The sequence below is a fragment of the Nitrosospira sp. NRS527 genome (assembly GCF_018406445.1).
GTDB lineage: Bacteria > Pseudomonadota > Gammaproteobacteria > Burkholderiales > Nitrosomonadaceae > Nitrosospira > Nitrosospira briensis.
In genome coordinates, this window is record NZ_AP024515.1 from 91712 (window position 1) to 117331 (window position 25620).

Here is a 25620-nt window from a genome sequence, read left to right on the forward strand (position 1 = left end):
CCTAAACAGCCTCATCGAGGCTGACATCCAGCAGCCAGCCTGGAACGTCGCTACCGGCAATTTTCCAGCCCCCGTTCATACCCGCCGTCAATCGGGACGAAGATACGATTTCATCGGTAAACATACTGTCCATACCGATAATCCGGACCTGTTCGGGATCATAGATCAGGCTTGTGCCGGTGTCCTCGCGCACCACGCGTCCACCGCGAAAAAGGCTGTAGCCGTGATTGGGGATCACCAGCAGGGGAGATGCCAAATATCCCAGTATCTCCTGGGCTTCCGCTGGCCAATAGTACGTAAGTACCGCAAAATAGCGCCAGGCCAGATTTGTCGTGGCGGGACAATCCAGCCGGCAGGGAAAATGCTGAATGATTTCCCACCCAAAATAGCGCGAAAAAATGTTTGTGGTCCAGCTCAGATTATGCACCGCCGGCGCCGCCGCTTCCGATTCCTCCAGCAGCATGAGGCCTACGTCCCCTTCGTGGTTCGAAGCAGCGATTGGCCAGCGGTCTTCGAACGCTTTGCAGCAGCAGGACGGATAACCGAGCAATCTTCCCAGGAAGCTTTCCCATCCAAACAGCTGGCATAGCCAAGCCATCAGCACGGTTTGTTCGTCGGGAGCAACCAGCAGTCCACGCCATGCGCCGGAACCGGCGCATGCGCCGGTTACCTTTATCATGCGATTACTGTAGCCACCCTTGCATGAATCGTGTTGCGGCAGGAATTCATGCGGACCAAGCAGCGTGTAGTAACCGTGGGCTCGCATCCAGGTTGCCAGGGCGGTCAGGCTTTGTTCGCTGCCATGGATCAGGGCCAGAGGCTTGGCGCCCGCAAGTAAAAGGCGCAGCTGCGTTTGCCGCAACAGTGCCTTATCCGTCTCGGTTCGCCACGCTATCGGACCCAACAGGCTCGCGTCATCGATACAGACCGACACCGCGCCCATAGGCGGAGGCAGCGATGCCGGCACGACATCGGATTCCCACTGCCACTCGCGCAGCGCCGTCGCAGGATCTATTTCGAGTAACCGGCGCAGCTTTTCATTCTGGCAGGCCGCTTCGACAAAAGCGCGAAGCGATCGGGCCGCACGGCCTGACCAGGTCGCCCCCTCAACCAACATGGACCGGCATATGATTCATCGGCCGGGTTGGCTAACGTGTAATGTGGAAGCCGCGTACGTGGAAATCCACCGGGCCGGCAGCCGGAATGGCGACCTGGCCTCCGTCCGGCAGGGTGACGTTGATGAGCCCGGCGCCCACGTTAGCCCTGGGATCGAAATTGGCATGCCCCCCGCCATTGACGAATCCCGGCGGGCCTGAGTTCACATGGACACCCGCCCTGCCGAGATCACCGACATTCACGCGATTGCCAATGCCTCTGGCTGGGTCGAAATTGGCATGACCGCCGCCGTTGACGAATCCCGGCGGGCCTGAGTTCACATGGACACCCGCCCTGCCGAGATCACCGACATTCACGCGATTGCCAATGCCTCTGGCTGGGTCGAAATTGGCATGACCGCCGCCGTTGACGAATCCCGGCGGGCCCGAGTTCACATGGACACCTGCCCTGCCGAGATCGCCGACATTCACGCGATTGCCGATGCCCCGGGCCGGGTCAAAATTGGCATGGCCACCACCGTTGACAAAACCCGGCGGACCGGAATTCACATGACTGCCGGCAGCGCCTATATTGCCGACATTGCCAAAGCGGGATGCGATGGCTTTGTTGGTCTCAGCCGCAATAATGGAAGTCAGATCGCCGATCGTAAGATCGGCCAGTCTGGCATTTGCAGCCAGCGAACGAGGCTGCGGCGTTCTCGCTGCCTGTGGATCAATTTCCGGGACGGGTGCTGGAGAATCCTCCGGTTTCTGCTCATCAGACATTATTAACTCCTTTTTATGGAAAGTAGCAGCGATAACTCAAGGGAATTGGGGGATGTAATTTCAGGCTGGATTGAGATTGCAATGTTTGTCCTGCCGGATGAACACAGGCTTCTCCCCGGTTTGTTTCTTCCAGCATGTTTAAAATTAGTATACCGAATTATCGCTGTCAAGCCGTTTGATAAAAAATATTTTACGCCGCAAAGCAGAGGTACGCCGGATTCAACGGATTTAGTTTTTTCAGGGTAGCCGGCGTAACTCGACAAAACCCCGGCGTTTGTCTGAATGACAAAGGTGGAATCGAATGGGCCCGCCAAGTTGCGTCATATTGATCCATGTGATTGAGAGTGGCTTGATACACCCTGGCTGGTCTAATTCCTGTCCAGCTTCCGGTACTGCACCGCTTCCGCAATATGGGCACTGGCTATGGTTTCGCTTGCCGCCAGATCGGCGATGGTGCGTGCCACTTTCAGGACGCGATGATAAGCGCGTGCGGAAAAATTCAGCCGGCTGATGGCTTGTTTGAGCAAAGTCTCCCCCAGCGCATCCGGCACACAGTACTTGTCAATGTCCTTTACTGCCAGATGGGCGTTGGCCTTGCCTTGCCGAGCTATTTGGCGCTGATAAGCCATTTCGACCCGCTCCCCGATCGCTTTGCTTGCTTCACCTTGCGCCTGGCGCATCAAATCTTCCTGCGGCACGGCGGGCACCTCCACCTGTATATCGATGCGATCAAGCAACGGACCCGAAATCTTACCGCGGTAGCGCGCTACCTGGTCGGGAGTGCAATGGCATTTTCCGCTGTAATGTCCCAGATAACCGCAGAGGCAGGGGTTCATCGCGGCAATCAGCTGGAACCGAGCGGGAAAATCCGCCTGGCGCGCCGCGCGTGATATGGTAATACGTCCCGATTCCAGCGGTTCGCGCAATACTTCCAGAACCTTGCGGTCGAATTCCGGCAGCTCATCGAGAAACAACACCCCGTTCATCGCCAGTGAAATCTCGCCGGGGCGCGGATTGCTGCCGCCGCCGACCAGCGCAACGCCCGATGCGGTATGGTGCGGTGAGCGATAAGGGCGGCGTTTCCAGTTGGCAACGTTGAAGCCGCCACTGCTCAGGGACTGCATCGCCGCGGATTCAAGCGCCTCAGCCTCGGTCATGGAGGGCAAAATGCCGGGAAGGCGCGCAGCCAGCATGGATTTGCCTGTGCCGGGCGGACCCACCATCAGTACGCTGTGGCCGCCCGCCGCCGAGATTTCCAGGGCACGCTTAGCGTGCGCCTGACCTTTCACCTCTTCCATGCCTGGATGCTGAAACCTGCTCGTTTCCGTGCCTGCTACGCTGGATACCGTGTACAACTGCAACGGCTCGCGACCGGCAAGGTGTGCGCAAATCTGAAGCAGCGATGTCGCGGGATAAACAGCGGCTTCCTTGACGAGGGCGGCTTCAGGCGCGTTTTGCGCAGGCAGCACGAAACTTCGTCCGGAACGCGATGCGCCGTACGTCATCGCCAACGCGCCGCGTATCGCGCGCAGTTCTCCGGTCAGGGCGAGTTCACCCGCCCATTCATATCTGTCGAGCTTGTCCGAAGGGGTTTGGCCCGTTGCCGCCAGTATGCCCAGCGCGATAGGCAGATCGAAGCGTCCGCTCTCCTTGGGCAAATCGGCGGGGGCGAGATTGACGGTGATGCGCCGGGCGGGAAATTCGAACTGCGCGTTTTGCAGCGCCGCCCGCACCCGGTCTTTACTTTCTTTCACTTCCGCTTCCGGCAGCCCGACGATGGTAAAGCTGGGCAGGCCGTTTGCGATGTGAACTTCCACCGTGACCAGTGGCGCCTCCATGCCGGAGATCGCTCGGCTATAGAGAATAGCTAGCGGCATGCAGAAAGATCCTCAGCCAGAAGCAACGGGATCAATGGGAATAGTGCGGCGGGATCAAGTCTTTGCAGGATGTCCGAAAACGCGATATTTTAATATTGAATATCTGGTTATTCGGTCTCCGACAGATCATCCAGCGTCTCCACCGGAACATCGAGCGTGCCTGCCGATTTATCCGACTTCGCGGCAGCTTCAAGCGCGGCTACCCTGGTTTCCAGTGCCGTCAATTTCTCGCGTGTACGTTTGAGTATTTCCTGTTGCACCTCGAATTCTTCGCGGGTTACCAGATCGAGGCGGGTGAATAATCCCGAAAGCATGACCCGCATGTTCTTTTCCACATCCTTTATGGGATTCTGTGACAAAAGCTCATTGACCTTGGTGACGATTTCGTCCACTACTTTTTGACTAGCCATGGTTATCTCCATAATTTTTGCTCCCTCACCCGGCCGGGTGAGGAGTGACGCACGCGTGCTAAAATCTCATACTTCGGCAAAATAGGCAATCAGCGAACTATTATGGAGCGTTTTCGCCTCCTGGAAAACTGGATCGGGACACAATTTCCCGGTAAACCCTTCACCTTGGCGCCCGCCTCCGCAGATGCGAGTTTCCGCCGTTATTTTCGTGTGACGTTCAGCGACGGGACGCTGATCGCAATGGATGCACCGCCGCCTCAGGAAGATTGCGCGCCTTTTGTGCATGTGGCCGGGTTATTCGCCGCGGCAGGCGTGCACGTGCCGGAAATCCTGGCGCAGGATCTGGCGCAAGGTTTCCTGCTGCTTTCCGATCTCGGAAGCACAACCTATCTCCAAGCGCTGAACGGCGATGCAGATGATACCGATCGCTTATACCGCGATGCGGTGGTGGCACTCATTAAAATCCAGCTTGCGAGCCACGCGAATGTAGTGCCGAATTACGACGAAGCGCTGCTGTTGAGAGAGCTGAACCTGTTCCCGGACTGGTATCTGGGCAGGCATCTGCATGTCATGCCCGGGTCGGCTCAGAAAGCGGAGCTGGACCGCATTTTCCAACGGATTGTCCAGAATAACCTGGCTCAACCCAGGGTGTTTGTGCACCGCGACTATCATTCGCGCAACCTGATGGTGACCACCCCCAATCCGGGCATTATCGACTTTCAGGATGCGGTCTACGGACCCATTACCTATGATCTGGTGTCGCTCTTCAAGGACGCGTACATAAGTTGGAGTGAGGAACGCATACTGGACTGGCTGATCCGCTATTGGGAACAGGCGCGCAAACTCGGGCTGCCGGTGGCTGGCGATTTCGCCGATTTTTATCGCGATTTTGAATGGATGGGCGTACAGCGCCATATCAAGGTGTTGGGGATCTTCTCGCGCCTGAATTACCGTGACGGTAAAAGCGATTACCTCGCTCATATACCAGTGGTGGAGGAATATTTGCGAAAGGCATGCGAGCGCTACCGCGAACTTCATCCTCTGCTGACGCTGCTGGACGAATGGACAGTCACCAAATCAACGGAAGCGAAAGTTGGCTACACCTTCTGAAAATGTCTCCTTCAAGACCATGATCCTGGCAGCGGGGCGCGGCGAGCGCATGCGCCCCCTGACCGATACATTACCCAAGCCGCTGCTGCGCGTGGGGAATAAGGCGCTGATCGAATATCAACTGGAAAGTCTTGCGCGTGGCGGCTTTGCCGACATCGTCATCAACCATGCTCATCTGGGACACCTGATCGAGGCTGCACTTGGCAACGGCGACCGCTATGGGGTGAACATCCGTTATTCGCGTGAACCGGTGGCATTGGAAACCGCGGGCGGTATCGCCCAGGCGCTACCCCTTCTGAGACATGAGCGGGAAAATCGAGGAGGCCAACCGTTTCTGGTGGTTAATGCGGATATTTATTGCGAAATCGATTTTTCCTCCCTCCTCCCGGTTTTAAGGCATATGCAAGCCAGCCCGGATGGCGATCTCGCCCATCTGGTACTGGTCGATAATCCTCGTCATCATCCCGAGGGCGACTTCACCCTCGATTCCGGCAGAGTGGCACTTTCGGGGAAAAATAACCTTACCTTCAGCGGCATCGGCATCTACCAGCCGAAGCTCTTCGCCGATGTCGTGCCGGGTTCCCCGGCAAAACTTGCACCCCTGCTGCGCCAGGCAATTTCATCGGGTAAAGTGAGCGGCCAACATTACAAAGACGTATGGATAGACGTGGGCACGCCGGAGCGGCTTCAGCTGATCGATTCTCGGCTAAGCACCGCTAGTAACTAGTCCCCCGCAGGATGGGTGAAGCAAAGCGCAACCCATCAAAAATCGATCAAAAACCACCAGGATACTTTGCTTTATCCGGTAAATGCTGTAAGAATCTTTATCCATGATCCCCATTCAAGCCTTCAGCGAACGGCGCCGCCGTCTGGCATCCCAAATGCAGAAAGGCGTTGCCATCATTCCCACCGCGCCGGAGCGGGTGCGAAATAGAGATGCGCATTATCCCTATCGCTTCGACAGCTATTTTTATTACCTGACAGGCTTTGGCGAGCCCGAGGCAGTACTTGTGATCGTGGCGGGGGCCGGTACGGATGCATCGAAGAGCATCCTGTTTTGCCGCGAGAAAAATGTCGAATATGAAATCTGGAATGGGTTCCGTTACGGGCCCGAGAGTGCCCGGGAAACATTCGAGTTCGACGAAACATATCCCATCGCCAAGCTGGACGAAATGCTGCCCCGGCTGTTGGCGGACCAGCCCGCCGTTTTTTGCGCGCTGGGCGACGACACGGCGTGGGACGCGCGCGTGATCGGCTGGGTCAACCGGGTGCGGCAACGATCGCGTAGCGGTACTGCCGCACCAGCCGAAATTCGTGACATCCGGTTGCTGCTGGATGAGATGCGCCTGTTCAAAAGTACGGAAGAGCTTCAAGTCATGCGCCGTGCGGCGGAGATTTCCGGCGGCGCGCATCGCCGTGCCATGCAGAACACGCGTCCCGGCATGAGCGAATATGAAGTGGAGGCCGAACTGCTGCACGAGTTTCGCCGCCATGGCGCACAGGCGCCCGCCTATACATCCATCGTCGCGGGTGGGGCGAACGCCTGCGTACTGCACTATGTCGAAAACAATACCAGGCTGAAGGCCGGCGAATTGTTATTGATCGACGCCGGTTGCGAATTGGACGGCTACGCCGCCGACATTACGCGTACCTTTCCGGTGGACGGAAAATTCAACCCGGCGCAACGGGATTTATACGAATTGGTATTGTCCGCACAGGCGGCAGCGATAAACGCGGTGCGGCCGGGCAACACCTGGGATGCCCCGCATAACGCCGCATTGCAGGTGCTGGTTCAAGGTTTCATCGATCTCGGCCTGTGCCACGGCAGTGTAGATGAAGTTATCCAGTCGGAAGACTACAAGCGTTTTTACATGCACCGCACCGGCCACTGGCTGGGGTTGGATGTGCATGACGTGGGCGAATACAAGCATAACGGAGACTGGCGTCCGTTGCAGCCGGGAATGACCCTGACAGTGGAACCGGGGTGTTATGTCCGCCCGGCCGACAATGTTCCCCGGCATTTCTGGAATATTGGTATACGCATCGAAGACGACGTGGCAGTGACGGAGACCGGGTGTGAAGTATTGACGGGGGCCGCGCCCAAAACGGTAGCGGAGATTGAAGAACTGATGCGCGATCGGAAAAAATCGAAATCATGGACGAAAACGATCGGATAATCATAAAGCGCATATCCCGACAGGGAAATGCCGGTGGTCCCGAAGACGAGACCGTGCATATTTTTCGTGCCGGGGGTGGCAACCCCGGCAAGCGCTGGCTCACTTACCTGCTCCTGGCCCCATTTTTGATCATCATGGTGGTTTTGGGCATTTTCTTTTTTACCGCATTTCTTGCATTATTCGCGGTTGCCGCTGTTGGATTTGGACTCAGGTTATGGTGGCTGCGTCGCAAATTGCGAAAATCGGTGGATGCAGTGGAAGCACCCTATGTCGTTATCGAGGACGCCGAAATTATCGAGGAAAGCACTGACAGGGCAAATCAAAACAAGCGCAATGATCGCCATGAGCAATCATGAGCCGCCTTGGGCCACCATGGGCGATAGGTGGCAACAAAGATGAAGTGTGGCAAAAATGAGGCGTTGAGCAAGGTCCTCTTAAAATCTCCGGCTAAAACAGTATGAACACCCATCATTACGATTACGACCTGGTCATTATCGGCGGCGGGCCGGTAGGGATGGCCTCGGCACTCGCCCTACGCGACAGTGGCACGTCCGTGCTGCTGCTGGAAGCGCGCGGAATGCCTGCAAAAACGGAAGACTCCCGTCCGCTGGCGTTGTCCCACGGCAGCCGGCTCATCCTGCAGCGTTTAGGCGTCTGGGATAAGCTGCCGGAAGTCACGCCCATCCTTACTATCCATATCTCCAATCGAGGCGGGTTCGGCCGAACCGTATTGACCGCTGAGGAAACCGGTGTGCCGGCTTTGGGTTACGTAGTCAGTCACCATGATGTGTTTCGGGCCATGCATGAGGCGTTGAAAAACTGCAATGTCGACTACCTGGCAGGGGCACAGGTAACCCGGCTGGAAACATCTGCCGGGCTGGGGCAGGTTGAATTTCAGCATGATGGCGTTACAAAGAAAGTAACGGCGCGGCTGCTGGCAGTTGCGGACGGTGGCCGCCTCACTGCGCAAATCGAAGGCGTAACCCAGCACGTGCATGATTACCAGCAGTGGGCCATCGTTGCACAGGTCAAAACGGAGCGCTCCGGGAGCATGCCGCCCACGGCGGTAGCGAAATCACCCGCCGCCGCATTACGCCGATCCGCAAAACGAATTTCGCAAACGACGAACGCCAGCGGCAACGAACCCGTGCGTGCTCAGCGCGGCATCGCTTATGAGCGCTTTACGCCGGATGGCCCGGTGGCGCTGCTGCCTTCGGGCGACCGCTTTGCGTTGGTGTGGACCGTTTCTCCGGCAGCAGCTCAGGAAATTCTTGCACTGGATGACGCGGCCTTTCTTGCCCGGCTACATGGCCATTTCGGCGACCGTCTCGGCAAATTCATCGAAACCGGCAAGCGGGCCGGTTTTTCCCTCGCATTGAAATACGCCACGCCCGTCACGGCTTGCCGTGTCGTATTGATCGGTAACGCGGCGCAAACTCTGCACCCCGTTGCGGGACAGGGTTTCAACCTGGGGCTGCGCGATGCGTGGGAACTGGCTGAGGAAATTATTGCATCGCCCGCCGACATAGGCACGCCGTTAATGCTTGCCAGATATCGTGATAAGCGCCGGACGGATAGCAGCATCGGGCGGATATTCACCGATTCATTGATAAAGCTTTTTTCCAACGACGATCTCGTGCTGGGCGCCCTGCGGAACAGCGGGCTGAGCGTGCTGGATTGTTTGCCGCAAGCCAAGCGATTCGTCGCGCGGCGTATGATGTTCGGTGCGAGAGGATAACCGGACTATAACCCGGATGTTTCATAAATTGACGCGCGCCCTCGCTGGTCTTTTGTTTCGTATGAAAATTTCGTTCAGTTGGGCGTATGAATAACTACGCCACTCTTTCACAAAATCCCCTACAAAACAAAATCCTGCGCAATCATCACGCGAATTTATGAAACATCCGGGATAAAACCCGAAGACGCTGCCTGTAGCGAGCGCCGGTGCAGTTAACTGAATTATCGTCCCGTAAAATCCCGCATCTATCCATTGATGGCACAGTGGTTTTAGAAGTCATGATCATTTCCTGTTAAGATTGCACCTGTTTTGTTCCTCTGTGCGCTTTGCCGTCGGCATTGCCGTCAAATCAAGTCATGCGAATCGGTTCTCACATTCTCAAAAACAAGCTGATCGTGGCACCCATGGCAGGGGTGACTGATCGTCCTTTCCGGCAGTTGTGCAAGAGCATGGGCGCGGGTATGGCGGTATCGGAAATGGTATCGAGCAATTCGCTGCTGTGGGGTTCCGAGAAGACGCGGCGCCGGGCAAATCATGAAGGTGAAGTGGACCCGATTTCGGTACAGATTGCGGGTGCCGACCCGGCGATGATGGCTGAAGCTGCCCGCTACAATGTGGCGCAAGGGGCGCAAATCATAGACATCAACATGGGCTGCCCCGCCAAGAAAATCTGCAATGTCATGGCAGGTTCCGCGTTGCTGCAGGATCAACCCCTGGTCGGGCGCATCCTTGATGCCGTGGTCGGCGCGGTAAATGTTCCCGTTACCCTGAAAATCCGTACCGGTTGGGACACTCAACACAAAAACGCGCTCGCGGTGGCGAAGATTGCCGAGAGCGCCGGGGTTCAGGCGCTGGCCATCCATGGACGCACCCGTGCTTGCGCCTACACCGGCCATGCGGAATATGACACTATCGCCGCCGTAAAGGCCGGGGTGAAAATCCCGGTCATTGCCAATGGTGACATCACCACCCCTGAAAAAGCAAAACACGTGCTCGAATATACCGGCGCCGATGCCATCATGATCGGCCGTGCCGCCCAGGGGCGGCCCTGGATCTTCCGCGAGATCAACCACTATCTGGCAACCGGCAAGCATCTGCAGTTGCCCGAAGTCGCCGAGATTCACCGTGTGCTCATCCAACATCTGCATGATCTATATAACTTCTATGGAGAATATTCCGGCGTGCGCATTGCCCGCAAGCATATCTCCTGGTACACCAAGGGGCTGGTCGGTTCTGCCGGGTTCCGTCATGCCATGAACCAGTTGCAAAGCACTGACCAGCAGTTGTCGGCGGTGAATGAATTTTTTACCAGACTTGCCGGCTATGGGCGGCGGTTGACTTACGTTGAGGCTGAGGAACTCGTCGCATGAGCATTATTAACGAAAACGACATCGCCCGGTGCGTACGGAAGGCCGTGGAAGATTATTTCAATGATCTGGACGGCGAAAAGCCGCACGCCATACACGATATGGTAATACGCAGCGTGGAGAAGCCGCTGATCGAACTGGTAATGAAGCATGCCGGCGGCAACCAGACCCGCGCTTCGGAGTTGCTCGGTATCAACCGCAATACGCTCCGCAACAAGATGAAGCAGTATCAGATCAAATAGGCCAGGATAGTTCACGTCCGCCACCATCACAGCAGCACAGGTAACCGAAGCATGAACCGCCGCAGCAGTGGCGCTATATACTCAATTCCAATAATGACCTCGAATGTCCATTAAACAAGCACTGATAAGCGTTTCCGACAAAACCGGCATTGTCGAGTTTGCCAGAGAACTGCGCGAGCTGGGCGTAGCTATCCTGTCCACCGGTGGCACCGCCAAATTACTGAAGGAAGCCGGTCTGGCCGTTACCGAAGTCGGGGATTACACCGGCTTTCCCGAAATGCTCGATGGGCGGGTGAAAACCCTGCATCCAAAAATACACGCCGGTATTCTGGCGCGGAAAGACCTGCCCGAGCACATGTCAGCCATGGAAAAGGCGGAAATCCCGGCTATCGAGCTGGTGGTGGTGAATCTTTACCCTTTCCGCGAGACCGTTGCGCGGCCCGGATGCAGCCTGGAAGAGGCCATTGAAAATATCGACATCGGCGGCCCTACCATGGTGCGCGCCGCGGCGAAGAACTATAAAAGCGTAACCATTGTCACCGATCCGGAGGATTACGCGCCTCTGTTGGCGGAAATGAAGTCATCCGGTTGTGCGGTTGCGCAGGATTCCCGTTTCAAACTGGCTTGCAAGGCTTTCTCTCACACCGCTGCTTACGACAGCGCCATCAGCAATTACCTCACATCGATCGAAAGTGAAGGTGGAGAACGCCAAGCCTTTCCCGAACGCCTCAATCTCAATTTCAGCATCGGCCAGCATTTGCGCTATGGCGAAAACCCCCATCAGCAGGCTGCGTTTTATCGCGAACCTGTCCCTGTTCCCGGCAGTCTTGCCAGTTACACCCAGGTGCAGGGCAAGGAGCTGTCATATAACAACATCGCCGATGCGGATGCCGCATGGGAATGCGTCAAGACATTTGACCTGCCCGCCTGCGTCATTCTCAAGCATGCCAATCCCTGCGGCGTAGCCGTTGCCACCACACCGCTCGCGGCTTACAAGCTGGCGCTTGCTACCGATCCGACTTCCGCTTTTGGTGGCATCATCGCCTTTAACCGCGTACTGGACGGCGCGGCGGCTGAGGCGGTGATCAAGCAATTTGTCGAGGTAATCATTGCACCCCAGTTAACCGGCGAGGCGCAACAGATACTCGCCCGAAAAGCGAACGTGCGCGTCCTGACCGTGCCGCTCGAGACCGGCAGCAACACTTTCGACTTCAGGCGCGTAGGCGGCGGGCTGCTGGTACAGACACCCGACAACCTCAACGTCACGGCCGCGCAACTGAAAGTGGTGACCAAGGCACACCCGACGCCGCAACAATTGCAGGATCTGCTGTTCGCCTGGCGCGTGGCTAAATTCGTCAAATCCAACGCCATCGTGTTTTGCGCCAACGGCCAGACGCTGGGTGTCGGCGCGGGACAAATGAGCCGGGTGGATAGCGCGCGCATTGCGTCGATCAAGGCACAGAATGCGGGGCTCGCGCTTGCTGGTTCGGTAGTGGCCTCGGACGCGTTTTTTCCATTTCGCGATGGGCTGGATGTAGTCGTTCAGGCCGGCGCCACGGCGGTTATCCAGCCCGGCGGCAGCGTGCGCGACGAAGAAGTCATTGCTGCCGCGGATGAGCAAGGTGTGGCAATGGTATTGACCGGCGTGCGGCATTTCAGACATTGAGCATGTGTCGAAGTGTCGTTTCTTCGGTAAATATGCACCACTCCCAGTTTAATGCGTATGCAACTTGGGTAGGATGGGTGAAGCGCAGCGCAACCCATCAAAACTACCGGCACAAAGTCGGATAGCACAGGCATTCCGCAAAGCGAATATTCGCAAATTCAGGTTAGAAATATGAAACTACTTGTAGTCGGCGGAGGCGGCAGAGAACACGCTTTAGCGTGGAGACTCCTCCAGTCATGGCGGATCAGCCGCTCCATAAAGGTCTTCGTCGCGCCGGGTAATGCCGGCACGGCGATGGAAGACGGCCTGGAGAATCTTCCCATCACAGCTATTCCCGAATTAGTGGAATTTGCCAAGAAGGAATCCATCGCGTTCACCATCGTCGGGCCGGAGGCCCCTCTGGCGGAGGGCATCGTGGATGCTTTTCGCGCCGCCGGGCAGAAAATTTTCGGCCCCACCAAACAGGCTGCGCGGCTGGAAACATCCAAGGATTTTTCCAAGGCTTTCATGCAGCGCCACGGTATTCCCACCGCCGCCTATGCTACCTTCAGTTCCGCTGCCGAGGCCCATCAGTATGTGGATCAGAAGGGCGCGCCCATCGTCATCAAGGCAGACGGCCTGGCTGCAGGCAAGGGTGCCGTGGTGGCGATGACGCTCGCAGAGGCCCATGACGCAGTCGATGCGATGATGATCGAAAACCGGCTGGGCAATGCCGGGGCGCGCGTTGTGATCGAGGATTATCTGGAAGGTGAAGAGGTCAGCTTTATTGTCATGGCCGATGGGCGCCATGTGCTGCCGCTTGCCACCAGCCAGGATCACAAGCGGCTGAAAGAAGGCGACCAGGGGCCAAATACCGGCGGCATGGGCGCCTATTCTCCCGCACCCATGATTACGCCAGCCCTTCATGCCAGGATAATGCGCGAAGTGATCCACGCAGCCATGCAGGGCATGGAGCAGGAAGGCGAACGGTACACCGGTTTTCTTTATGCCGGACTGATGATCACGCCGGACGGCGGCATCAAGGTGCTGGAGTTCAATTGCCGCATGGGCGATCCGGAAGCCGAAGTCATCATGTTGCGCCTGAAAAGTAATCTGATAACGCTGATAGAGCATGCCCTGAATGGAACGCTCGATAAAGTGGAAGCCGAATGGGATCGGCGCACCGCCCTGGGTGTGGTATTGGCGGCCCATGGCTATCCAGATTCGCCGCGTAAAGGTGACGTGATCCATGACCTGCCGGCGGAGTTGGTGTCTACGGAAGAGCCGGAAAAAGACTTTCACGTATTCCATTCAGGCACGGCATCGGGGGCAGAAAACGGCAAGGAAATCGTGACTGCGGGCGGGCGTGTGTTGTGCGTTGCCGCACTCGGGGATAGCGTAAAAATGGCCCAGCGCCGAGCCTACGAAATTGCCGAGCAGATTCATTTCGATGGTTGCCAGATGCGGCGCGACATTGGCTACCGGGCTATCAATCACCGTAAATAGCCCATAGACATGGGCACGGAGCACGGCTGCCCGGAAAAATAACAGAGCGGTATCGGGAGTGTGTATGGACACCACGCAACAGGCTAAAGAGTTTTTCACCGGACTTCAGGAACGCATTGTCGAGCGCCTGGAGAAAGTGGACGGAAAACGCTTCCACCGTGACAAATGGGAGCGCCCCGAAGGGGGCGGCGGGTTAAGTTGCGTGATGGAAGAGGGCAACGTGTTCGAGCGTGGCGGGGTGAACTACTCGCACGTATTCGGCGGCGGCCTGCCCGCCTCCGCCACTGCCGCGCGACCCGAATTATCGGGACGCAGCTTTGAAGCGATGGGGGTGTCGATCGTGTTGCATCCCCGCAACCCATACGCGCCTACCGTGCACTTGAACGTGCGTTACCTGGAAGCGCGCAAGGAAGGCGCCAAGCCGGTATGGTGGTTTGGCGGCGGCATGGATTTGACGCCCTACTACGGTTTTGAAGAAGACGCCATGCACTTCCACCAGACCTGTAAAGATGCGCTACAGTCGTTCGGTGCCGACTATCACTCGCGCTTCAAGAAGTGGTGCGACGATTATTTTTACCTGAAGCACCGCAAGGAGCCCCGCGGTATCGGCGGCATCTTCTACGATGATCTGGGCAAGCCAGATTTCGATGCCTGCTTCAACCTGACCAAGAGTGTCGGCGATCATTTCATACCTGCCTATGTGCCGCTCCTGGAGCGTCGCCTGAATATGCCATACGGCGAACGCGAACGCGACTTCCAGGCATACCGTCGCGGCCGCTATGTGGAATTCAACCTGGTATGGGACCGTGGAACCTTGTTCGGGCTACAATCGGGTGGCCGCACCGAATCCATCCTCATGTCGTTGCCACCCATCGTGAAATGGCGCTATGACTGGAAGCCCGCGGCGGGCAGCCCTGAGGATAAGCTTTATACGGATTTTTTGATTGGGAAGGATTGGGTGTGAGTGGACCGGAGCTTCGTCAAGTTTCTTTGTAAGTCATTCGCCCTACCGCGGTACTCGCTGGTATTGGGTGCCCATTTGCCGCTTCCTGGGTAACGTAAATATTCTGCTGTCGTTTTTTGTTATAAAATAGCGCTTGATACATGGGGACGTAGCTCAGCTGGGAGAGCGTCGCGTTCGCAATGCGAAGGTCGGGAGTTCGATCCTCCTCGTCTCCACCAATCACCCGTTTTAAGCGGTTCAAGTTAGTTCAAAAAACCCGCGTAAATCAAATAGATACGCGGGTTTTTTGTTTCCTGCCATCCATTCCCATCTATTGCAATCAAGCTGTCAAAAGGGGCATAATTTGGCAACAAATGCCCCCAGTAGGTGAATTGACATGAAATTAAACGATGTCGCAGCCCGGAAGGCCAAGCCTGGAGCCAGGTCGTACAAACTAACGGATGGTGGTGGAATGTATCTTGAAGTAATGCCGAACAGTTCAAAATACTGGCGGTTCAAGTATCGGTTCGGAGGAAAAGAAAAGCGCTTGGCGTTTGGGGTGTAGTCGAGCACGCTGCCCAGATACTTGCTGCTCCTGCACCGAACAGTGGCATAGCAGTGCGGCGCTACTTATCCGCTTTGAATTCGTATTAGAGGTGAGCTGGGAATGAGTCCGGCAGATCGATCCAAGGTTTCGATATTAAAGACCGATGGAGCGGAGAATCTTTATGGGGAGTTTGGGTAGAAGTACAAAAAAATACCCGCTCTAGGCGGGTTAATTTACACACTTCGTTTATTAGCCGATCAATTTCTAACGCTGCGTATTCTCCATCCTAAAAGACCGAGACCAGCCAGGAGCATGGCGTAGGTTTCGGGTTCTGGCGTGATTGATACAGGACCATTAATAATCAGGTTGTCCATAGCGAATCCTGTCCCGGTGCCGCTAAACGTGCTGTTCGGAATTCCCCCTCTTGCCGAAAACAACAGAGTATCAACATGCTCCCAATCAAATGTCATGAGAGTGGGGTGCTGTGTATCAATAGTGAATGATTTACTATGAGTGATTAACCCCTCTGATAAGCCTCTGACGTTAACCTCAAGGCCATCATTCCAATCTGCGGCGAAGTAAGCGGAATTTAGTGTAAACGGCGCTATGGAGTATATCTGGGAGGGCAAACCGGAATCTGTATTCGCTACACCGGGTAATGACACACTTGCCTGTACCGCACCGCTATTGGACCAACTGGGATTTGTAACCTCTATTAGATGGAAATTTGTCCATCCTAGCCAGGCGGATCCATAATAACCATCTGGAACAGCAACACCATTCGGGTGACCGATCACCGCGTCAAATTTAATAACCGTGTTGGCGTGCGAAGCAGAGGCAAATACAATGAGAGCAGTTGCAACTAACGATTTGCTGAGAGTCATGACTGGTTCCTAAGAGATAGGTTTTTCTGAGCTTCCCGTTTTTGGTGCTGTTACTTTGCGTGATTTACTGCACAAACTTATTAAGTATAGATCGCCTTCAGCAACTTGCTGGCAAAAAATCTAATCGGTTTCTTTCCGTTTCCTTTTTGTGTCAATGGAAGTGCTACAAATTCCGTTACTGAAAGGATTCTTTTTTGGCAGAATACGAACTACGGGAAGGTTGTGGGGGCATAATTGGGGGCATATTTTTTGCCCGATTTCTAGAACCGTTTGTACATGAGGATTTAAAGGCTTATTCGAGTGTCCTCATCCCACCACTGATTTGAAACGGCTTTTATTTACTAAAAATTATAAGTAAGAACCTATATTGTAGTGATTACGTGTAGCAACTGCGTTGAGCTCCGCCACCGCAGTTGCTACACCGGCACCGTAACCCATCCCACTCCATTTTTGAAATAATACCGACCATTGCTTTTGTGCCAATCAAAAGCCTATAGTCCGGTTGCTGATATTAAGGTAGCAACCACAACCTTCCTCTCGAATCGCTTATCCGAGGGCTAAATCTTCATAAGATGTAGGGTGCTCGCGGGCATGGCATCGGCTGCGTCGGAGCCAATAGTCCATTTGATAGAAAATTCTACCTTATCATAGACCTTGTGTAGTCGAGTCATGGAACAGTCGACCATTCGTACCCTTTCGCCAGAAAGTTCCCAAATTGGGATTGACAAAGTGAGTTGGGTCAGCGAGAATTGTTACCAATAATGGAACTTCGAGATATGAGATTAATAGGACGCAGCAAATTGAGCCATCATGCGCCTGAAGTTATGAAGTGGCTACAGAGCTGGACGGCAGAAGTCATGGGCGCGCAATGGCGTTCGCCTAACGACGTGATTCAGCAATTTCCGAAAGTATCGTATCAGGGACAAGGCAATTTCCTGTTCGCAGTAGCTGGTGGAATATTATTTTTGAAATTGATTGTTGCATTTCCGCAAGGAGTTGCATTTATTTGTGATTTGGATGAAATGAAGTGACCTATGGAAACTAAGGTTATACGTACGGAAGATCAGTATCGTCAGTATCTCCAAGAGGTTCAGTATTTGGTATCAGCGACCCCATCATTGAGTTCATCTGTAAGCGAAAAGTTGGAACTTCTGACCGTTCTGATTGAATCGTATGAGCGATTAAAATACCCAGTTGAGTTGCCGGACCCAATTGATGCAATCGTTTTCCGTATGCAAGAAAAAGGGTTTAAACAAGCTGATCTGGTGCCATATCTAGGCACCAAAAGTCGAGTTTCTGAAGTTCTCGCTAGAAAGCGCCCATTGACCGTACAAATGATTCGAGCGCTCTCTGTGGGACTTGGAATATCTGTTGAAACTCTAGTTGGAGTTAACTCCTCACCTAGCGGAGAGGGCTCTAATACGGTTGAATGGAAAGATTTCCCTGTTAAAGAGATTTGCAAACGTGGTTGGCTAACTGATATTTTAAATCGTAAAAAAGTTGATGTCGAAGAGGCTGTTAGAGGGTTTATAGAGGAGGCAGGATTTAATTTCGGAGTTGCCGCATTTCGTAGAAATATCTCAGGTGATGCTAGCACTCCAGCTACCAAATATGCGCTGCATGCTTGGCTCGCTCGGGCTGTTTTATTAGCAAGGGGAAAAAAAGGTGCACTTGGCATCTTCAACCCCAATTTTTTGTCCTCCACTTTTTTAAGAGAAGTTGCGCAACTAAGTTGGTTTGATCAAGGGCCTGTACTTGCAATCGAATTTTTGGAACGCCATGGCATTGCTGTTGTAATAGAAGAACATTTAAAAGGAACTCATCTCGATGGGGCCGCGCTGATGGACATTGATGGGACTCCCATCATCGGCCTAACATTAAGATATGACAGAATTGACAATTTCTGGTTTACCTTAATGCACGAGCTGGTTCATATCTGGAAGCATGTTGGCAAAGAGGAAGCTTTTATGGACGATCTTGATTCTGAATCCGAAGACCGAAGAGAGGCCGAAGCTAATAGGCTTGCACGAGAAGCTTTTATACCAAGAGCAATATGGAGACGAAGTGATGCTTTTATTTCGCCGAGTAAAGAAAACGTTATCAATTTAGCAAAAAATTTAAAAATTCACCCCGCAATTATTGCAGGGAGAATTCGTCGAGAAAAGGGCAATTATGGGCTTCTCTCGGATTTGATGGGGCAAAACGAGGTAAAGAGTCTTCTTAAAAAGAATATTATGTTTGAGGTTTAATATGAATCTTATATATGTGCCAATGCTGAAGGCCCTTGATGCAGAAACAGAGGCATTGAAAAATTTATCTAGTAGGACGTGGGAAAAAATCATCCCATTTTTTGATATCCCAAGAATACCAAAAAAGGAAAAGCGACCAAAATATTTGGGCACTTCTTCTCCAAATATGATTTTTCTTGATAAAGCCCTAAGTCGTATCGGATCAGTTTGTGCAGGTCGAATGGCTATGATTGATGCATACCATTGGCTTGGGGATGCATCAGTCGAAACTGGTGAAGCTGTAATTCCTTATATTATTAACCAGGCTTTAGCCAGAGGGGTAATTGCCATTCCTGTTATTGGCTATGACCGGTGGGATGTTGAATCATACAAAGTTGCATTATTGGGAGTTAATTTTTCGGCAGCTCCACTTACTTGTCTTCGTCTTGATCTCACCGCAATAGAAGACTCGCTTGAACCAGATCTATTTCTGGAAAATATTGAAGCCATGCTTAGCGATATAGACGTTCAACCATCTAAGTGTGCGGTATTAATTGATTTCGGAGATGCATTTCACTCTAAAGTGGATGATCTTTTTTCCAGTGCGCAGCGGGTTATCAATCTTCTTGGAAAGTATGACTTTAAATTTCTTATCACCTCAGCATCTACTCTTCCCAACACAATTGACAAAGCCGTCCCTCAAAAAGATAGCACAGCAAGAATAAGAAGAAAAGAGATGAGTCTTTGGAAAAAAGTCAGGCAGTCCGGCTCAGCTAAAAGATTTAACGTTATTTATGGAGATTATGTAATTCGCGGACCGCATTCCAACGAAGGAGTCCCGAACCCCAACGCCAATGTAAAAATAAGATATACCATTGACGATCATTTTTATATTGCCAGAGGTCACTCTGTATCCGAGCCTGATAAGTTTTCGCAATTATTTGTATTAGCAGAGAAGATAGTAAATTCCGGCTTTTATTTATCAGAGAAGTTCAGTTGGGGCGATGAAATGATCGGTGAAGCCTTAAAAGGTAAAACAACAAAAACGCATGCCTTTTGGATTTCTGTTGATACCTGCCACCATTTAACATATGTAGTTGCTGAGGTTGAGCAATTTGTCATTAACTTCGGTATTAATGTTCAGCAGGTAAAAATCTAATTTTTTAAATTCAATTCGATAAAAAGACTATCTCTAGATGGTCTTTTGTATCAAGCATCCTTCAAAACACTTAAGTTAACCGTTCACCGAATTTTCTACCCATGCAAAACAGCAGGGCCTGATCTTGAGGTTTCCCCTCAAAGCGTATTTCTATAGGGTCAGACTGAGCTAACCCCACAAAATTCAGGCACACAATAAGTTTTTGATGTAAGGATTGATCGTTGTGAGCGATTGCCAGATTTGATTGGTAAATTTGATTGGTAATAATAGGAACGCCGGTTGTCGCAGGAGCAAACGCGCGAGAAAGATCACCGACTACGGATCACGTTTGCTGGAGGAGTTCACGCTTACCTGTTTAGCGATTAGTTGGTTTTTCCCGGCAACGCTGATACCAAAGGAGGAAGGCAGTCAGTGCAGCGATCAGAAGCAAGTAGTTAGCCGGCAGATACATACGCCGGTTGCGGTTGCGAGGTGTCAGGGTATTTGGATTGCATCGAGTGGAGGTTGAGCGCTCCCCCAATCCGATAATGCGGTAAAGTGAATCAAGACCATCCGCCGCAGTCCCTCGCCTGATCCGTTATAAAACGGCAGTCAGTCACCAACCCGGGTTTTTTGGCTTCGAACGCGTGTCCAGTGCGGGGGCACCTGGAAGTTGGCCTGCGCAGCCTCTGCCACCATTCCGATACGGTCAATGATAGAGCCCAGTTGGCTAGCGCACTTGTCCCGAAGGGAGGGCGAAAGCTCCTCAGATAGTTTGATCAGTTCGTTCAAAGCGACGATCTCATATTCGATTGGGGTTTCCCCGAGTCCGACTTGAACCAGGTGGTGCCGCGCTTGGGCCAACCCGATCAGCGCCTGTTCTGCGGGGCCCTTCCGAAGGAGTATGTCCGCAGTCCACATAAGATCGTGGCCCAGCCAATACAGACTTCCGGTTGCACTCGTTCTCAGAGAATGCGGGGGCGCCGCGGATTGAGATTGTGAGTATTTCTGCAAATTCAGATTGTCGAATTTCGCTTGACCATAAGTAAGTGTAGCAAGATCGGCGAAGACCCGCGGATCAGGGAAGGCCTCGGGCGGATACAGATTCACATGGCGGAAGCTCACGAGCCAAGCAAAGACCAAGAACACAATTACCGGAAACAATACTAGGAACCATACCAATATGGACTGATTATTCTCTCCGATATTCGTGGTGAACCCAACAACTAGACTGGCAAATCCATGAATTAGCACGATAAAGAGGGCGATAATACCCAAAGGCCTCTGAGAAAGCTTGACGGCCGTACGTTCAAATTGGTCGGTCATTGTCCGCGAATTCCTCTGCTTGAAAGCCTTCTGAAGGCTATCGCCTTTTCCGAAGTTTTCTCTGTTCGTTAGTGAACATAACGTGAAACAACTCTCGATTCGCATAATGAGAGCGTCAAAACGACATGCCAACCGGATGGGGGGCACTTCAACTTTTAGCAACGGACGAAAAGGGTTTTTGCTGGGACTTGACCTGGTCGAGCATGCGCGAACGGAAGATTTGGAACTGAAGCCCGACCGTCTCTTTTGGCACTTTGAGTAATTAACATCTGACAAGGCTGCCAAATCAAGCCGGAACTATCTTAAGGAAAGCGGGCTTGTACCTACTGGTGCTACCTAACGGCGGCAAGTGTTGGCGGCTTGATTAGCTACGTGATGCAATAGAATCCTGGTTATAAAACGGTGCTGGGCTGCAATTTGGCTAGGGCGATATCAAGCGAGTGCGGGCTCCTGTTAAAGGGTATCGACCAGTAATCGCCGAGCTTGCTATTTTCTGTTTCCGCTGCTCTAAGCCGCTTAGCGTTAGAAACCTACTGGGCATGGAAAGAAAAAAATATGTATCCCGATCTTGCGACGCCGAAGCTCATCTTAAGTGTGTTAGCATCTGACAGATAATGTTGGAACTTCTAACTCCCGAGCGGGGTGACGGACCAAAACAATACTGCTCGGAATTGGTTCTGCGTATAGATGATTGGCGAAAGCGGCGTAAAGCGATACAACCCCGACTATGCAAAATGCTGGGAGTTGGAGTCCTTTAAGGCATCCTTCGGGGTGCCTGTGAGCTACACCAAGCAACTGCTATTGTTGCACTCGATTTTGAATCCGCGCCATATTATTGATTTTTAAAGAGGAAGAAATTTAATGAGTTTCAAACATATTGTATTTATTATTACCCTTAGTGCCGCATTGGTTAGCTGTGGTGGCGGAGCTCCCGAAGTAAATTCAACGAATTGTTCCGGCACAGGAATGCAGTCGGTGCTCACCACTTTCGAAAGCGAAGCTGAGCGGCAAGCTTTTGTTGATAAATGCCAATCTCTTGCAGGAAAATAAAGCTCAGGACAATCTGTTGCATTGAGTGCGGCGGTCATCACCAGCCAAGATTTAAGCAAATTGTGAGATTTTTGTTGATCGATGACTGGTCGCACTGGACTTTTCAGTAATTAGCGCCTGACAAGGGCTGCCAGATCAGCCTACAAATCCATGGGGCGCATGTTTCGATGGGGTCAGCCTCGATCGAACCGAGAACGGTAAGCGGACAGAGACAATAACAGCATTATCAGCCTTGGCGCGTGCGCAGGAATGCCCTCCTGGCGGACGCATGATGGTGCGAGCTACTTGCTGTCGGGAAGCGCTCAAAACCGAAGATCACGTTCAGAACTGAAGATCAAAGCGGCAATCACCCCTCTATTCCTCGGTTCAAATAAATCGCGCCTGCGTACACTTACCTGAGGCCGCCATTTTAGATGGTGGCCTCGCTCACTTACAGGTCCACGTCTCCCGCGTGGGCCTTTTTTTCGTCCTCAATTAACCTTCACAAGAAAAATACTATGCCCTACCTGAAAAAGCTTGAGCACCATATAGCTCACGTCGATAGATTAATGAATATTGCGAATAAGGCCGAACTGGCGGAATGTGCCAGATTACTTGCAATGAATGTCGCACACTATCAGATGCGTTATGGGAAGTTGCCATTGGACGAAACGCTGGCAATGATAGATGTTCCAACTCCAAATAATGAGCAGCTTGAGCTAGTGGCGAACGGCAAGGAAACCATGGCCGGCGTATTGGGTAGCGTTATGCACGGATTGGATGGCGAGACCGAGCATTAATAGCTAAGCTGGGATTTCAGCGAGCGCTGCCTGGCTGAAGATGGGATATCCGGACGATATCAGGATACGCGTTAGCAGTGAGACGATCTATCGCTGGGTTACCTCTTCATCCAAAAGTGTAAAAACTGGCAACGCGACCTTGCAAATCCAAGGCGTTAACGATTATCGTGTGGCGGCGTCGCATTCCCGCAAAAGCGGCCGCTTGGCTCATGCAAGAATACCGAAGTGGCGGGTGCACTAAATATTACTTCGATCCGGTACAGAAGCAGCCTGGATTAGCTCGGTCTTGAGCTCCAATGAGCGCGTGCGCCACAACACTGCCAGCAGACTACCCAGCAAAGAATGCATTACCGCTGAAATAGCACCGACAACAGGCGCCAGTGGCAGCAACGGGAAGGCCTGCTTGGCCAGCACAATGGCAAGCCCCGAGTTTTGCATACCGACCTCAATGGAAATTGTGCGGGCGGTTTGGCGCTCGCAGCCCAGCAACCAGGCGAAATTGTAGCCAAGCAGGAAACCCCCGCCATGTAGCAGCGCAACGGCGAGAATCAGTTCAAGGCCATGGTTTAGTATGGCTTCCGCATTGGCTGCAAACACCACAGCACAGATGAAGCACACTCCTATCACCGACAACAGCGGTGCCGCCGGCATCACGCGCATGACCAGGCGCGGAACGTAGCGGTTGAGCAGGATACCCAGCACGACAGGGATAATCACGACTTGCAGGGTTTGCTTGAACAATAGCCAGGTATCCACCGGGACCATGGTTCCCGCAAGGAATTTGGTCAGCAACGGTGTGAAGACGATAGCAGCCAAAGTGGAGCAGACCGTCATTACCACTGAAAGTGCTACATCCGCATCTGCGATATAGCTCACCAGATTTGAAGCCGTACCACCGGGGCAGCAGCCCACCAGGATCAAGCCTACGGCAAAGTGCGGCGGCAGGTTCAGTGCATTGGCCACTCCCCAGCCCAACAAAGGCATGATTGTATACTGGGCCGCAAAACCGATTGCCACTGCCCTTGGCATGCGGGCGATCCTGCGAAAATCCTCAAGGGTCAGCGTCAGCCCCATACACAGCATGATGAAGGCAAGGACCAGGACCATTATCGACCCCTGATTCATGGCCACCAACCACTCCGGCCAGCACAGGGCGATTGCCCCGGAGAGAATCATCCAGACCGGGAATAGAAAGGTCAGTTTCTGGAGCATGGCGGTGGGAGAAAAGACCTCAGCCTTTGGTTGGAGCAGATCGTGAGAACAGGATCGTGTAATGCTGCGCGTGGCGGTTGATCAATCGAGTGGAGTTCAAACCCGCTGTACCGGCCATTTCCTGCAAGGTCGAAAGACATTCGGGGTAGTCGTGGTCATGGACATGCGTACAGGCTTCTTCCAACTGATCCTGTGGCACGTGCGTCCATTTCTCGCGCATGAATTTCAGATAGCCGTCCAGATAGCTTTCCCGGTCCTGATTTTCCTCGCGTACGACATCCACCAGGATCAGCCAGCCGTTTTCCGAAAGGCAGCGCCCGGCCGCGTGGAAAAAACGTGCTTTCTCATCGGGCATCAAGTGATGAATCGCAAATCCAGTGAAGAGGATGTCCCAAGTTTTTTCTGTCGACTCTACCGCTTCCAGAAGATCTCCATGGGTCAAAATGACCTGACCTGTCAATCCCGTAAGGTGCTCGCGCGCCTCGGCCAGCGCCGCTTCGGACAAATCCACCCCTTCATACAACGCCGGAGGTGATCGCTTCAGGCAGGGTGCCAGATAGCGTGCGTTGCCGCAGCCCAGATCCAGCAGGCGATAATTGCCCTTATCGTTTCGCAACCCCAGAAGATCGGCGATACCGCTATATATCTCATGGTGAAACATATAGTTGTGTTCGGTGAGCAAGTCGTAGAGCGACCAGGAGCGGGTGAAGATGGTGGTGGGATCGGCAGAAGTCATGGGCTGGCGGTTAGTAATCTGGATCGCACTTTACAATATACCGAGGCTCAAAGGTACCCCTATTGCCATACCGATGAGCATTGAGCTCCAGCATCAAGCGATTTGAAATTATCGATAAGCAAATTTAAGGCTTTCTTGACGCGCTGGCCTGAATGACCTACAAAACATAGTGAAGCAAGGGAATACGCTATCGAATTGCTGTTTTCTATCCCTGCCAGATAAGAATAACGACCATTCTTGATAAAAATGAGGCAAAAAATATGTTGGAGCACATCTACTACCATATCGGCATAGTCGCTCGTGATTATCAGGAAGCCGCTGAGCACTACTCGAAAGTGCTGGACGTGAAATTTACCGAACCCGCAGAGAGTGTCCTGTATATCGAGAATCCGGAAACGCAGCAGGCGGAAACCATAAAAGTGGCCGCGGTGTACTCCCGGAACCGACCACCCTATGTGGAACTGCTTCAAGCCAATGGTAATGGAATATTCTCGGAAAAAAATACTGGGCAAATTCTCTACTTTGGCATTTGGGAATCAGATATAGAAGGTAGGATAGAAGAATTAAAGCAGCAAGGTATCGGCATTGATGCGCTTCTGCGCTCGGAGCCTGGCAAGCGTGCTCACGCGATTATTACCGCACCCGACAAAATGGGCGTGCGTATCGAATATGTAAGCACGTTATTGCGACCCGTTATCGACGCGTGGGTACTCACCGGCAAGTATCCGGGCCGGCAGCATTAACATCAGGCAGAGTCGCTCACCAGCAAAGTTTGCGGAAAACTCTACACCGGCAAGTTTGCTATTCGCCTCATCATAGACGTCG

At 53.0% G+C, this 25620-nt stretch carries 26 protein-coding genes and 1 tRNA gene; 19 read left to right on the top strand and 8 right to left on the bottom strand.

The features are described 5' to 3' along the window. Position 1 precedes the first annotated feature (1 nt). Both KJS40_RS00450 and KJS40_RS00455 read right to left on the bottom strand, forming a co-directional pair. Positions 2 to 1117: a hypothetical protein gene (locus KJS40_RS00450; protein ID WP_213538631.1), complete on the bottom strand. Its 1116-nt coding sequence runs from the start codon at positions 1115 to 1117 to the stop codon at positions 2 to 4. A 31-nt stretch (positions 1118 to 1148) separates the two neighbouring features. Continuing rightward, complete coding sequence (locus KJS40_RS00455) at positions 1149 to 1880, bottom strand: hypothetical protein (protein WP_213538632.1); 732 nt, start codon at positions 1878 to 1880, stop codon at positions 1149 to 1151. 15 nt (positions 1881 to 1895) lie between these two features. On the opposite strand from KJS40_RS00455, the gene KJS40_RS00460 reads away from it, so the two are divergent. Then, a complete protein-coding gene (locus KJS40_RS00460; RefSeq protein ID WP_213538633.1) occupies positions 1896 to 2126 on the top strand; it encodes a hypothetical protein in 231 nt (76 codons plus the stop codon). Positions 2127 to 2248: 122 nt separating this feature from the next. On the opposite strand, the gene KJS40_RS00465 is transcribed toward KJS40_RS00460, so the two are convergent. Continuing rightward, positions 2249 to 3757 carry a YifB family Mg chelatase-like AAA ATPase gene (locus tag KJS40_RS00465; RefSeq protein ID WP_213538634.1) on the bottom strand — a complete coding sequence of 503 codons (1509 nt, stop codon included), beginning with the start codon at positions 3755 to 3757 and terminating at the stop codon, positions 2249 to 2251. 107 nt (positions 3758 to 3864) lie between these two features. Then, positions 3865 to 4167, bottom strand: coding sequence for an accessory factor UbiK family protein (locus KJS40_RS00470; RefSeq protein ID WP_025041419.1), 303 nt, complete (start codon positions 4165 to 4167; stop codon positions 3865 to 3867). A 102-nt stretch (positions 4168 to 4269) separates the two neighbouring features. Between KJS40_RS00470 and KJS40_RS00475 the strand changes: the two genes are divergently transcribed. The 12 genes from KJS40_RS00475 to KJS40_RS15525 all read left to right on the top strand — a co-directional run bounded on the left by KJS40_RS00475 (position 4270) and on the right by KJS40_RS15525 (position 15460). Next, positions 4270 to 5277, top strand: a complete 1008-nt coding sequence (locus KJS40_RS00475) for a phosphotransferase (protein WP_213538635.1) — start codon at positions 4270 to 4272, stop codon at positions 5275 to 5277. 19 nt (positions 5278 to 5296) lie between these two features. Further along, positions 5297 to 6004: an N-acetylmuramate alpha-1-phosphate uridylyltransferase MurU gene (gene murU, locus KJS40_RS00480; RefSeq protein ID WP_213539652.1), complete on the top strand. Its 708-nt coding sequence runs from the start codon at positions 5297 to 5299 to the stop codon at positions 6002 to 6004. 103 nt (positions 6005 to 6107) lie between these two features. Further along, complete coding sequence (pepP, locus tag KJS40_RS00485; RefSeq protein ID WP_213538636.1) at positions 6108 to 7454, top strand: Xaa-Pro aminopeptidase; 1347 nt, start codon at positions 6108 to 6110, stop codon at positions 7452 to 7454. After that, positions 7433 to 7810: a hypothetical protein gene (locus tag KJS40_RS00490; protein ID WP_213538637.1), complete on the top strand. Its 378-nt coding sequence runs from the start codon at positions 7433 to 7435 to the stop codon at positions 7808 to 7810. The genes pepP and KJS40_RS00490 overlap by 22 nt, the downstream gene beginning before the upstream one ends. A 101-nt stretch (positions 7811 to 7911) precedes the next feature. Further along, entirely contained in the window at positions 7912 to 9192 is a 1281-nt protein-coding gene (locus KJS40_RS00495) for an FAD-dependent monooxygenase (RefSeq protein WP_213538638.1), read from the top strand. A gap of 356 nt (positions 9193 to 9548) precedes the next feature. Beyond that, entirely contained in the window at positions 9549 to 10562 is a 1014-nt protein-coding gene (gene dusB / locus KJS40_RS00500) for a tRNA dihydrouridine synthase DusB (protein ID WP_213538639.1), read from the top strand. Beyond that, positions 10559 to 10801: a helix-turn-helix domain-containing protein gene (locus tag KJS40_RS00505; RefSeq protein WP_025041412.1), complete on the top strand. Its 243-nt coding sequence runs from the start codon at positions 10559 to 10561 to the stop codon at positions 10799 to 10801. Before dusB ends, KJS40_RS00505 begins: the two co-directional genes overlap by 4 nt. A 103-nt stretch (positions 10802 to 10904) precedes the next feature. Next, complete coding sequence (purH, locus tag KJS40_RS00510) at positions 10905 to 12467, top strand: bifunctional phosphoribosylaminoimidazolecarboxamide formyltransferase/IMP cyclohydrolase (protein WP_213538640.1); 1563 nt, start codon at positions 10905 to 10907, stop codon at positions 12465 to 12467. 171 nt (positions 12468 to 12638) lie between these two features. Continuing rightward, positions 12639 to 13952: a phosphoribosylamine--glycine ligase gene (purD, locus tag KJS40_RS00515; RefSeq protein ID WP_213538641.1), complete on the top strand. Its 1314-nt coding sequence runs from the start codon at positions 12639 to 12641 to the stop codon at positions 13950 to 13952. Between the two features lie 64 nt (positions 13953 to 14016). Beyond that, on the top strand, positions 14017 to 14916 hold the full coding sequence (gene hemF, locus KJS40_RS00520; RefSeq protein WP_213538642.1) for an oxygen-dependent coproporphyrinogen oxidase: 900 nt from the start codon (positions 14017 to 14019) through the stop codon (positions 14914 to 14916). Between the two features lie 142 nt (positions 14917 to 15058). After that, positions 15059 to 15134: transfer RNA gene (locus KJS40_RS00525), tRNA-Ala, on the top strand. Between the two features lie 158 nt (positions 15135 to 15292). Then, positions 15293 to 15460 (top strand): Arm DNA-binding domain-containing protein, encoded by a 168-nt coding sequence (locus KJS40_RS15525; RefSeq protein ID WP_348529538.1) that lies wholly within the window; start codon positions 15293 to 15295, stop codon positions 15458 to 15460. A 239-nt stretch (positions 15461 to 15699) separates the two neighbouring features. On the opposite strand, the gene KJS40_RS00530 is transcribed toward KJS40_RS15525, so the two are convergent. Then, entirely contained in the window at positions 15700 to 16326 is a 627-nt protein-coding gene (locus tag KJS40_RS00530; protein WP_213538643.1) for a PEP-CTERM sorting domain-containing protein, read from the bottom strand. A gap of 761 nt (positions 16327 to 17087) precedes the next feature. On the opposite strand from KJS40_RS00530, the gene KJS40_RS00535 reads away from it, so the two are divergent. From KJS40_RS00535 to KJS40_RS00545, 3 genes are read left to right on the top strand one after another with little or no spacing between them, the layout of a single operon-like run. Further along, a complete protein-coding gene (locus tag KJS40_RS00535; protein WP_213538644.1) occupies positions 17088 to 17357 on the top strand; it encodes a type II toxin-antitoxin system HigB family toxin in 270 nt (89 codons plus the stop codon). A gap of 3 nt (positions 17358 to 17360) precedes the next feature. Then, the gene (locus tag KJS40_RS00540; protein WP_213538645.1) at positions 17361 to 18575 is read left to right on the top strand and encodes an ImmA/IrrE family metallo-endopeptidase; all 1215 of its coding nucleotides are present in this window, start codon (positions 17361 to 17363) and stop codon (positions 18573 to 18575) included. Between the two features lies 1 nt (position 18576). Then, on the top strand, positions 18577 to 19713 hold the full coding sequence (locus KJS40_RS00545) for a beta family protein (RefSeq protein ID WP_213538646.1): 1137 nt from the start codon (positions 18577 to 18579) through the stop codon (positions 19711 to 19713). A 591-nt stretch (positions 19714 to 20304) separates the two neighbouring features. On the opposite strand, the gene KJS40_RS00550 is transcribed toward KJS40_RS00545, so the two are convergent. Beyond that, positions 20305 to 21018, bottom strand: coding sequence for a hypothetical protein (locus tag KJS40_RS00550; protein ID WP_213538647.1), 714 nt, complete (start codon positions 21016 to 21018; stop codon positions 20305 to 20307). A gap of 861 nt (positions 21019 to 21879) precedes the next feature. On the opposite strand from KJS40_RS00550, the gene trbK reads away from it, so the two are divergent. After that, positions 21880 to 22068: an entry exclusion lipoprotein TrbK gene (trbK, locus tag KJS40_RS00555; protein ID WP_025041405.1), complete on the top strand. Its 189-nt coding sequence runs from the start codon at positions 21880 to 21882 to the stop codon at positions 22066 to 22068. 497 nt (positions 22069 to 22565) lie between these two features. After that, positions 22566 to 22847 carry a hypothetical protein gene (locus KJS40_RS00560; protein ID WP_213538648.1) on the top strand — a complete coding sequence of 94 codons (282 nt, stop codon included), beginning with the start codon at positions 22566 to 22568 and terminating at the stop codon, positions 22845 to 22847. A gap of 237 nt (positions 22848 to 23084) precedes the next feature. Here KJS40_RS00560 and KJS40_RS00565 read toward each other — a convergent pair whose 3' ends face one another. Continuing rightward, entirely contained in the window at positions 23085 to 24059 is a 975-nt protein-coding gene (locus tag KJS40_RS00565; RefSeq protein WP_213538649.1) for a bile acid:sodium symporter family protein, read from the bottom strand. A gap of 19 nt (positions 24060 to 24078) precedes the next feature. Continuing rightward, positions 24079 to 24795 carry a class I SAM-dependent methyltransferase gene (locus KJS40_RS00570; protein ID WP_213538650.1) on the bottom strand — a complete coding sequence of 239 codons (717 nt, stop codon included), beginning with the start codon at positions 24793 to 24795 and terminating at the stop codon, positions 24079 to 24081. A 260-nt stretch (positions 24796 to 25055) separates the two neighbouring features. On the opposite strand from KJS40_RS00570, the gene KJS40_RS00575 reads away from it, so the two are divergent. Beyond that, positions 25056 to 25538 carry a VOC family protein gene (locus KJS40_RS00575; RefSeq protein ID WP_213538651.1) on the top strand — a complete coding sequence of 161 codons (483 nt, stop codon included), beginning with the start codon at positions 25056 to 25058 and terminating at the stop codon, positions 25536 to 25538. Positions 25539 to 25620: the final 82 nt, after the last annotated feature.

Coding starts and splice junctions, on each gene's coding strand:
- KJS40_RS00450 (WP_213538631.1), bottom strand. CDS start 1,117: ATGTTGGTTGAGGGGGCGACCTGGTCAGGCCGTGCGGCCCGATCGCTT.
- KJS40_RS00455 (WP_213538632.1), bottom strand. CDS start 1,880: ATGTCTGATGAGCAGAAACCGGAGGATTCTCCAGCACCCGTCCCGGAA.
- KJS40_RS00460 (WP_213538633.1), top strand. CDS start 1,896: ATGGAAAGTAGCAGCGATAACTCAAGGGAATTGGGGGATGTAATTTCA.
- KJS40_RS00465 (WP_213538634.1), bottom strand. CDS start 3,757: ATGCCGCTAGCTATTCTCTATAGCCGAGCGATCTCCGGCATGGAGGCG.
- KJS40_RS00470 (WP_025041419.1), bottom strand. CDS start 4,167: ATGGCTAGTCAAAAAGTAGTGGACGAAATCGTCACCAAGGTCAATGAG.
- KJS40_RS00475 (WP_213538635.1), top strand. CDS start 4,270: ATGGAGCGTTTTCGCCTCCTGGAAAACTGGATCGGGACACAATTTCCC.
- murU (WP_213539652.1), top strand. CDS start 5,297: ATGATCCTGGCAGCGGGGCGCGGCGAGCGCATGCGCCCCCTGACCGAT.
- pepP (WP_213538636.1), top strand. CDS start 6,108: ATGATCCCCATTCAAGCCTTCAGCGAACGGCGCCGCCGTCTGGCATCC.
- KJS40_RS00490 (WP_213538637.1), top strand. CDS start 7,433: ATGGACGAAAACGATCGGATAATCATAAAGCGCATATCCCGACAGGGA.
- KJS40_RS00495 (WP_213538638.1), top strand. CDS start 7,912: ATGAACACCCATCATTACGATTACGACCTGGTCATTATCGGCGGCGGG.
- dusB (WP_213538639.1), top strand. CDS start 9,549: ATGCGAATCGGTTCTCACATTCTCAAAAACAAGCTGATCGTGGCACCC.
- KJS40_RS00505 (WP_025041412.1), top strand. CDS start 10,559: ATGAGCATTATTAACGAAAACGACATCGCCCGGTGCGTACGGAAGGCC.
- purH (WP_213538640.1), top strand. CDS start 10,905: ATGTCCATTAAACAAGCACTGATAAGCGTTTCCGACAAAACCGGCATT.
- purD (WP_213538641.1), top strand. CDS start 12,639: ATGAAACTACTTGTAGTCGGCGGAGGCGGCAGAGAACACGCTTTAGCG.
- hemF (WP_213538642.1), top strand. CDS start 14,017: ATGGACACCACGCAACAGGCTAAAGAGTTTTTCACCGGACTTCAGGAA.
- KJS40_RS15525 (WP_348529538.1), top strand. CDS start 15,293: ATGAAATTAAACGATGTCGCAGCCCGGAAGGCCAAGCCTGGAGCCAGG.
- KJS40_RS00530 (WP_213538643.1), bottom strand. CDS start 16,326: ATGACTCTCAGCAAATCGTTAGTTGCAACTGCTCTCATTGTATTTGCC.
- KJS40_RS00535 (WP_213538644.1), top strand. CDS start 17,088: ATGGAACTTCGAGATATGAGATTAATAGGACGCAGCAAATTGAGCCAT.
- KJS40_RS00540 (WP_213538645.1), top strand. CDS start 17,361: ATGGAAACTAAGGTTATACGTACGGAAGATCAGTATCGTCAGTATCTC.
- KJS40_RS00545 (WP_213538646.1), top strand. CDS start 18,577: ATGAATCTTATATATGTGCCAATGCTGAAGGCCCTTGATGCAGAAACA.
- KJS40_RS00550 (WP_213538647.1), bottom strand. CDS start 21,018: ATGACCGACCAATTTGAACGTACGGCCGTCAAGCTTTCTCAGAGGCCT.
- trbK (WP_025041405.1), top strand. CDS start 21,880: ATGAGTTTCAAACATATTGTATTTATTATTACCCTTAGTGCCGCATTG.
- KJS40_RS00560 (WP_213538648.1), top strand. CDS start 22,566: ATGCCCTACCTGAAAAAGCTTGAGCACCATATAGCTCACGTCGATAGA.
- KJS40_RS00565 (WP_213538649.1), bottom strand. CDS start 24,059: ATGCTCCAGAAACTGACCTTTCTATTCCCGGTCTGGATGATTCTCTCC.
- KJS40_RS00570 (WP_213538650.1), bottom strand. CDS start 24,795: ATGACTTCTGCCGATCCCACCACCATCTTCACCCGCTCCTGGTCGCTC.
- KJS40_RS00575 (WP_213538651.1), top strand. CDS start 25,056: ATGTTGGAGCACATCTACTACCATATCGGCATAGTCGCTCGTGATTAT.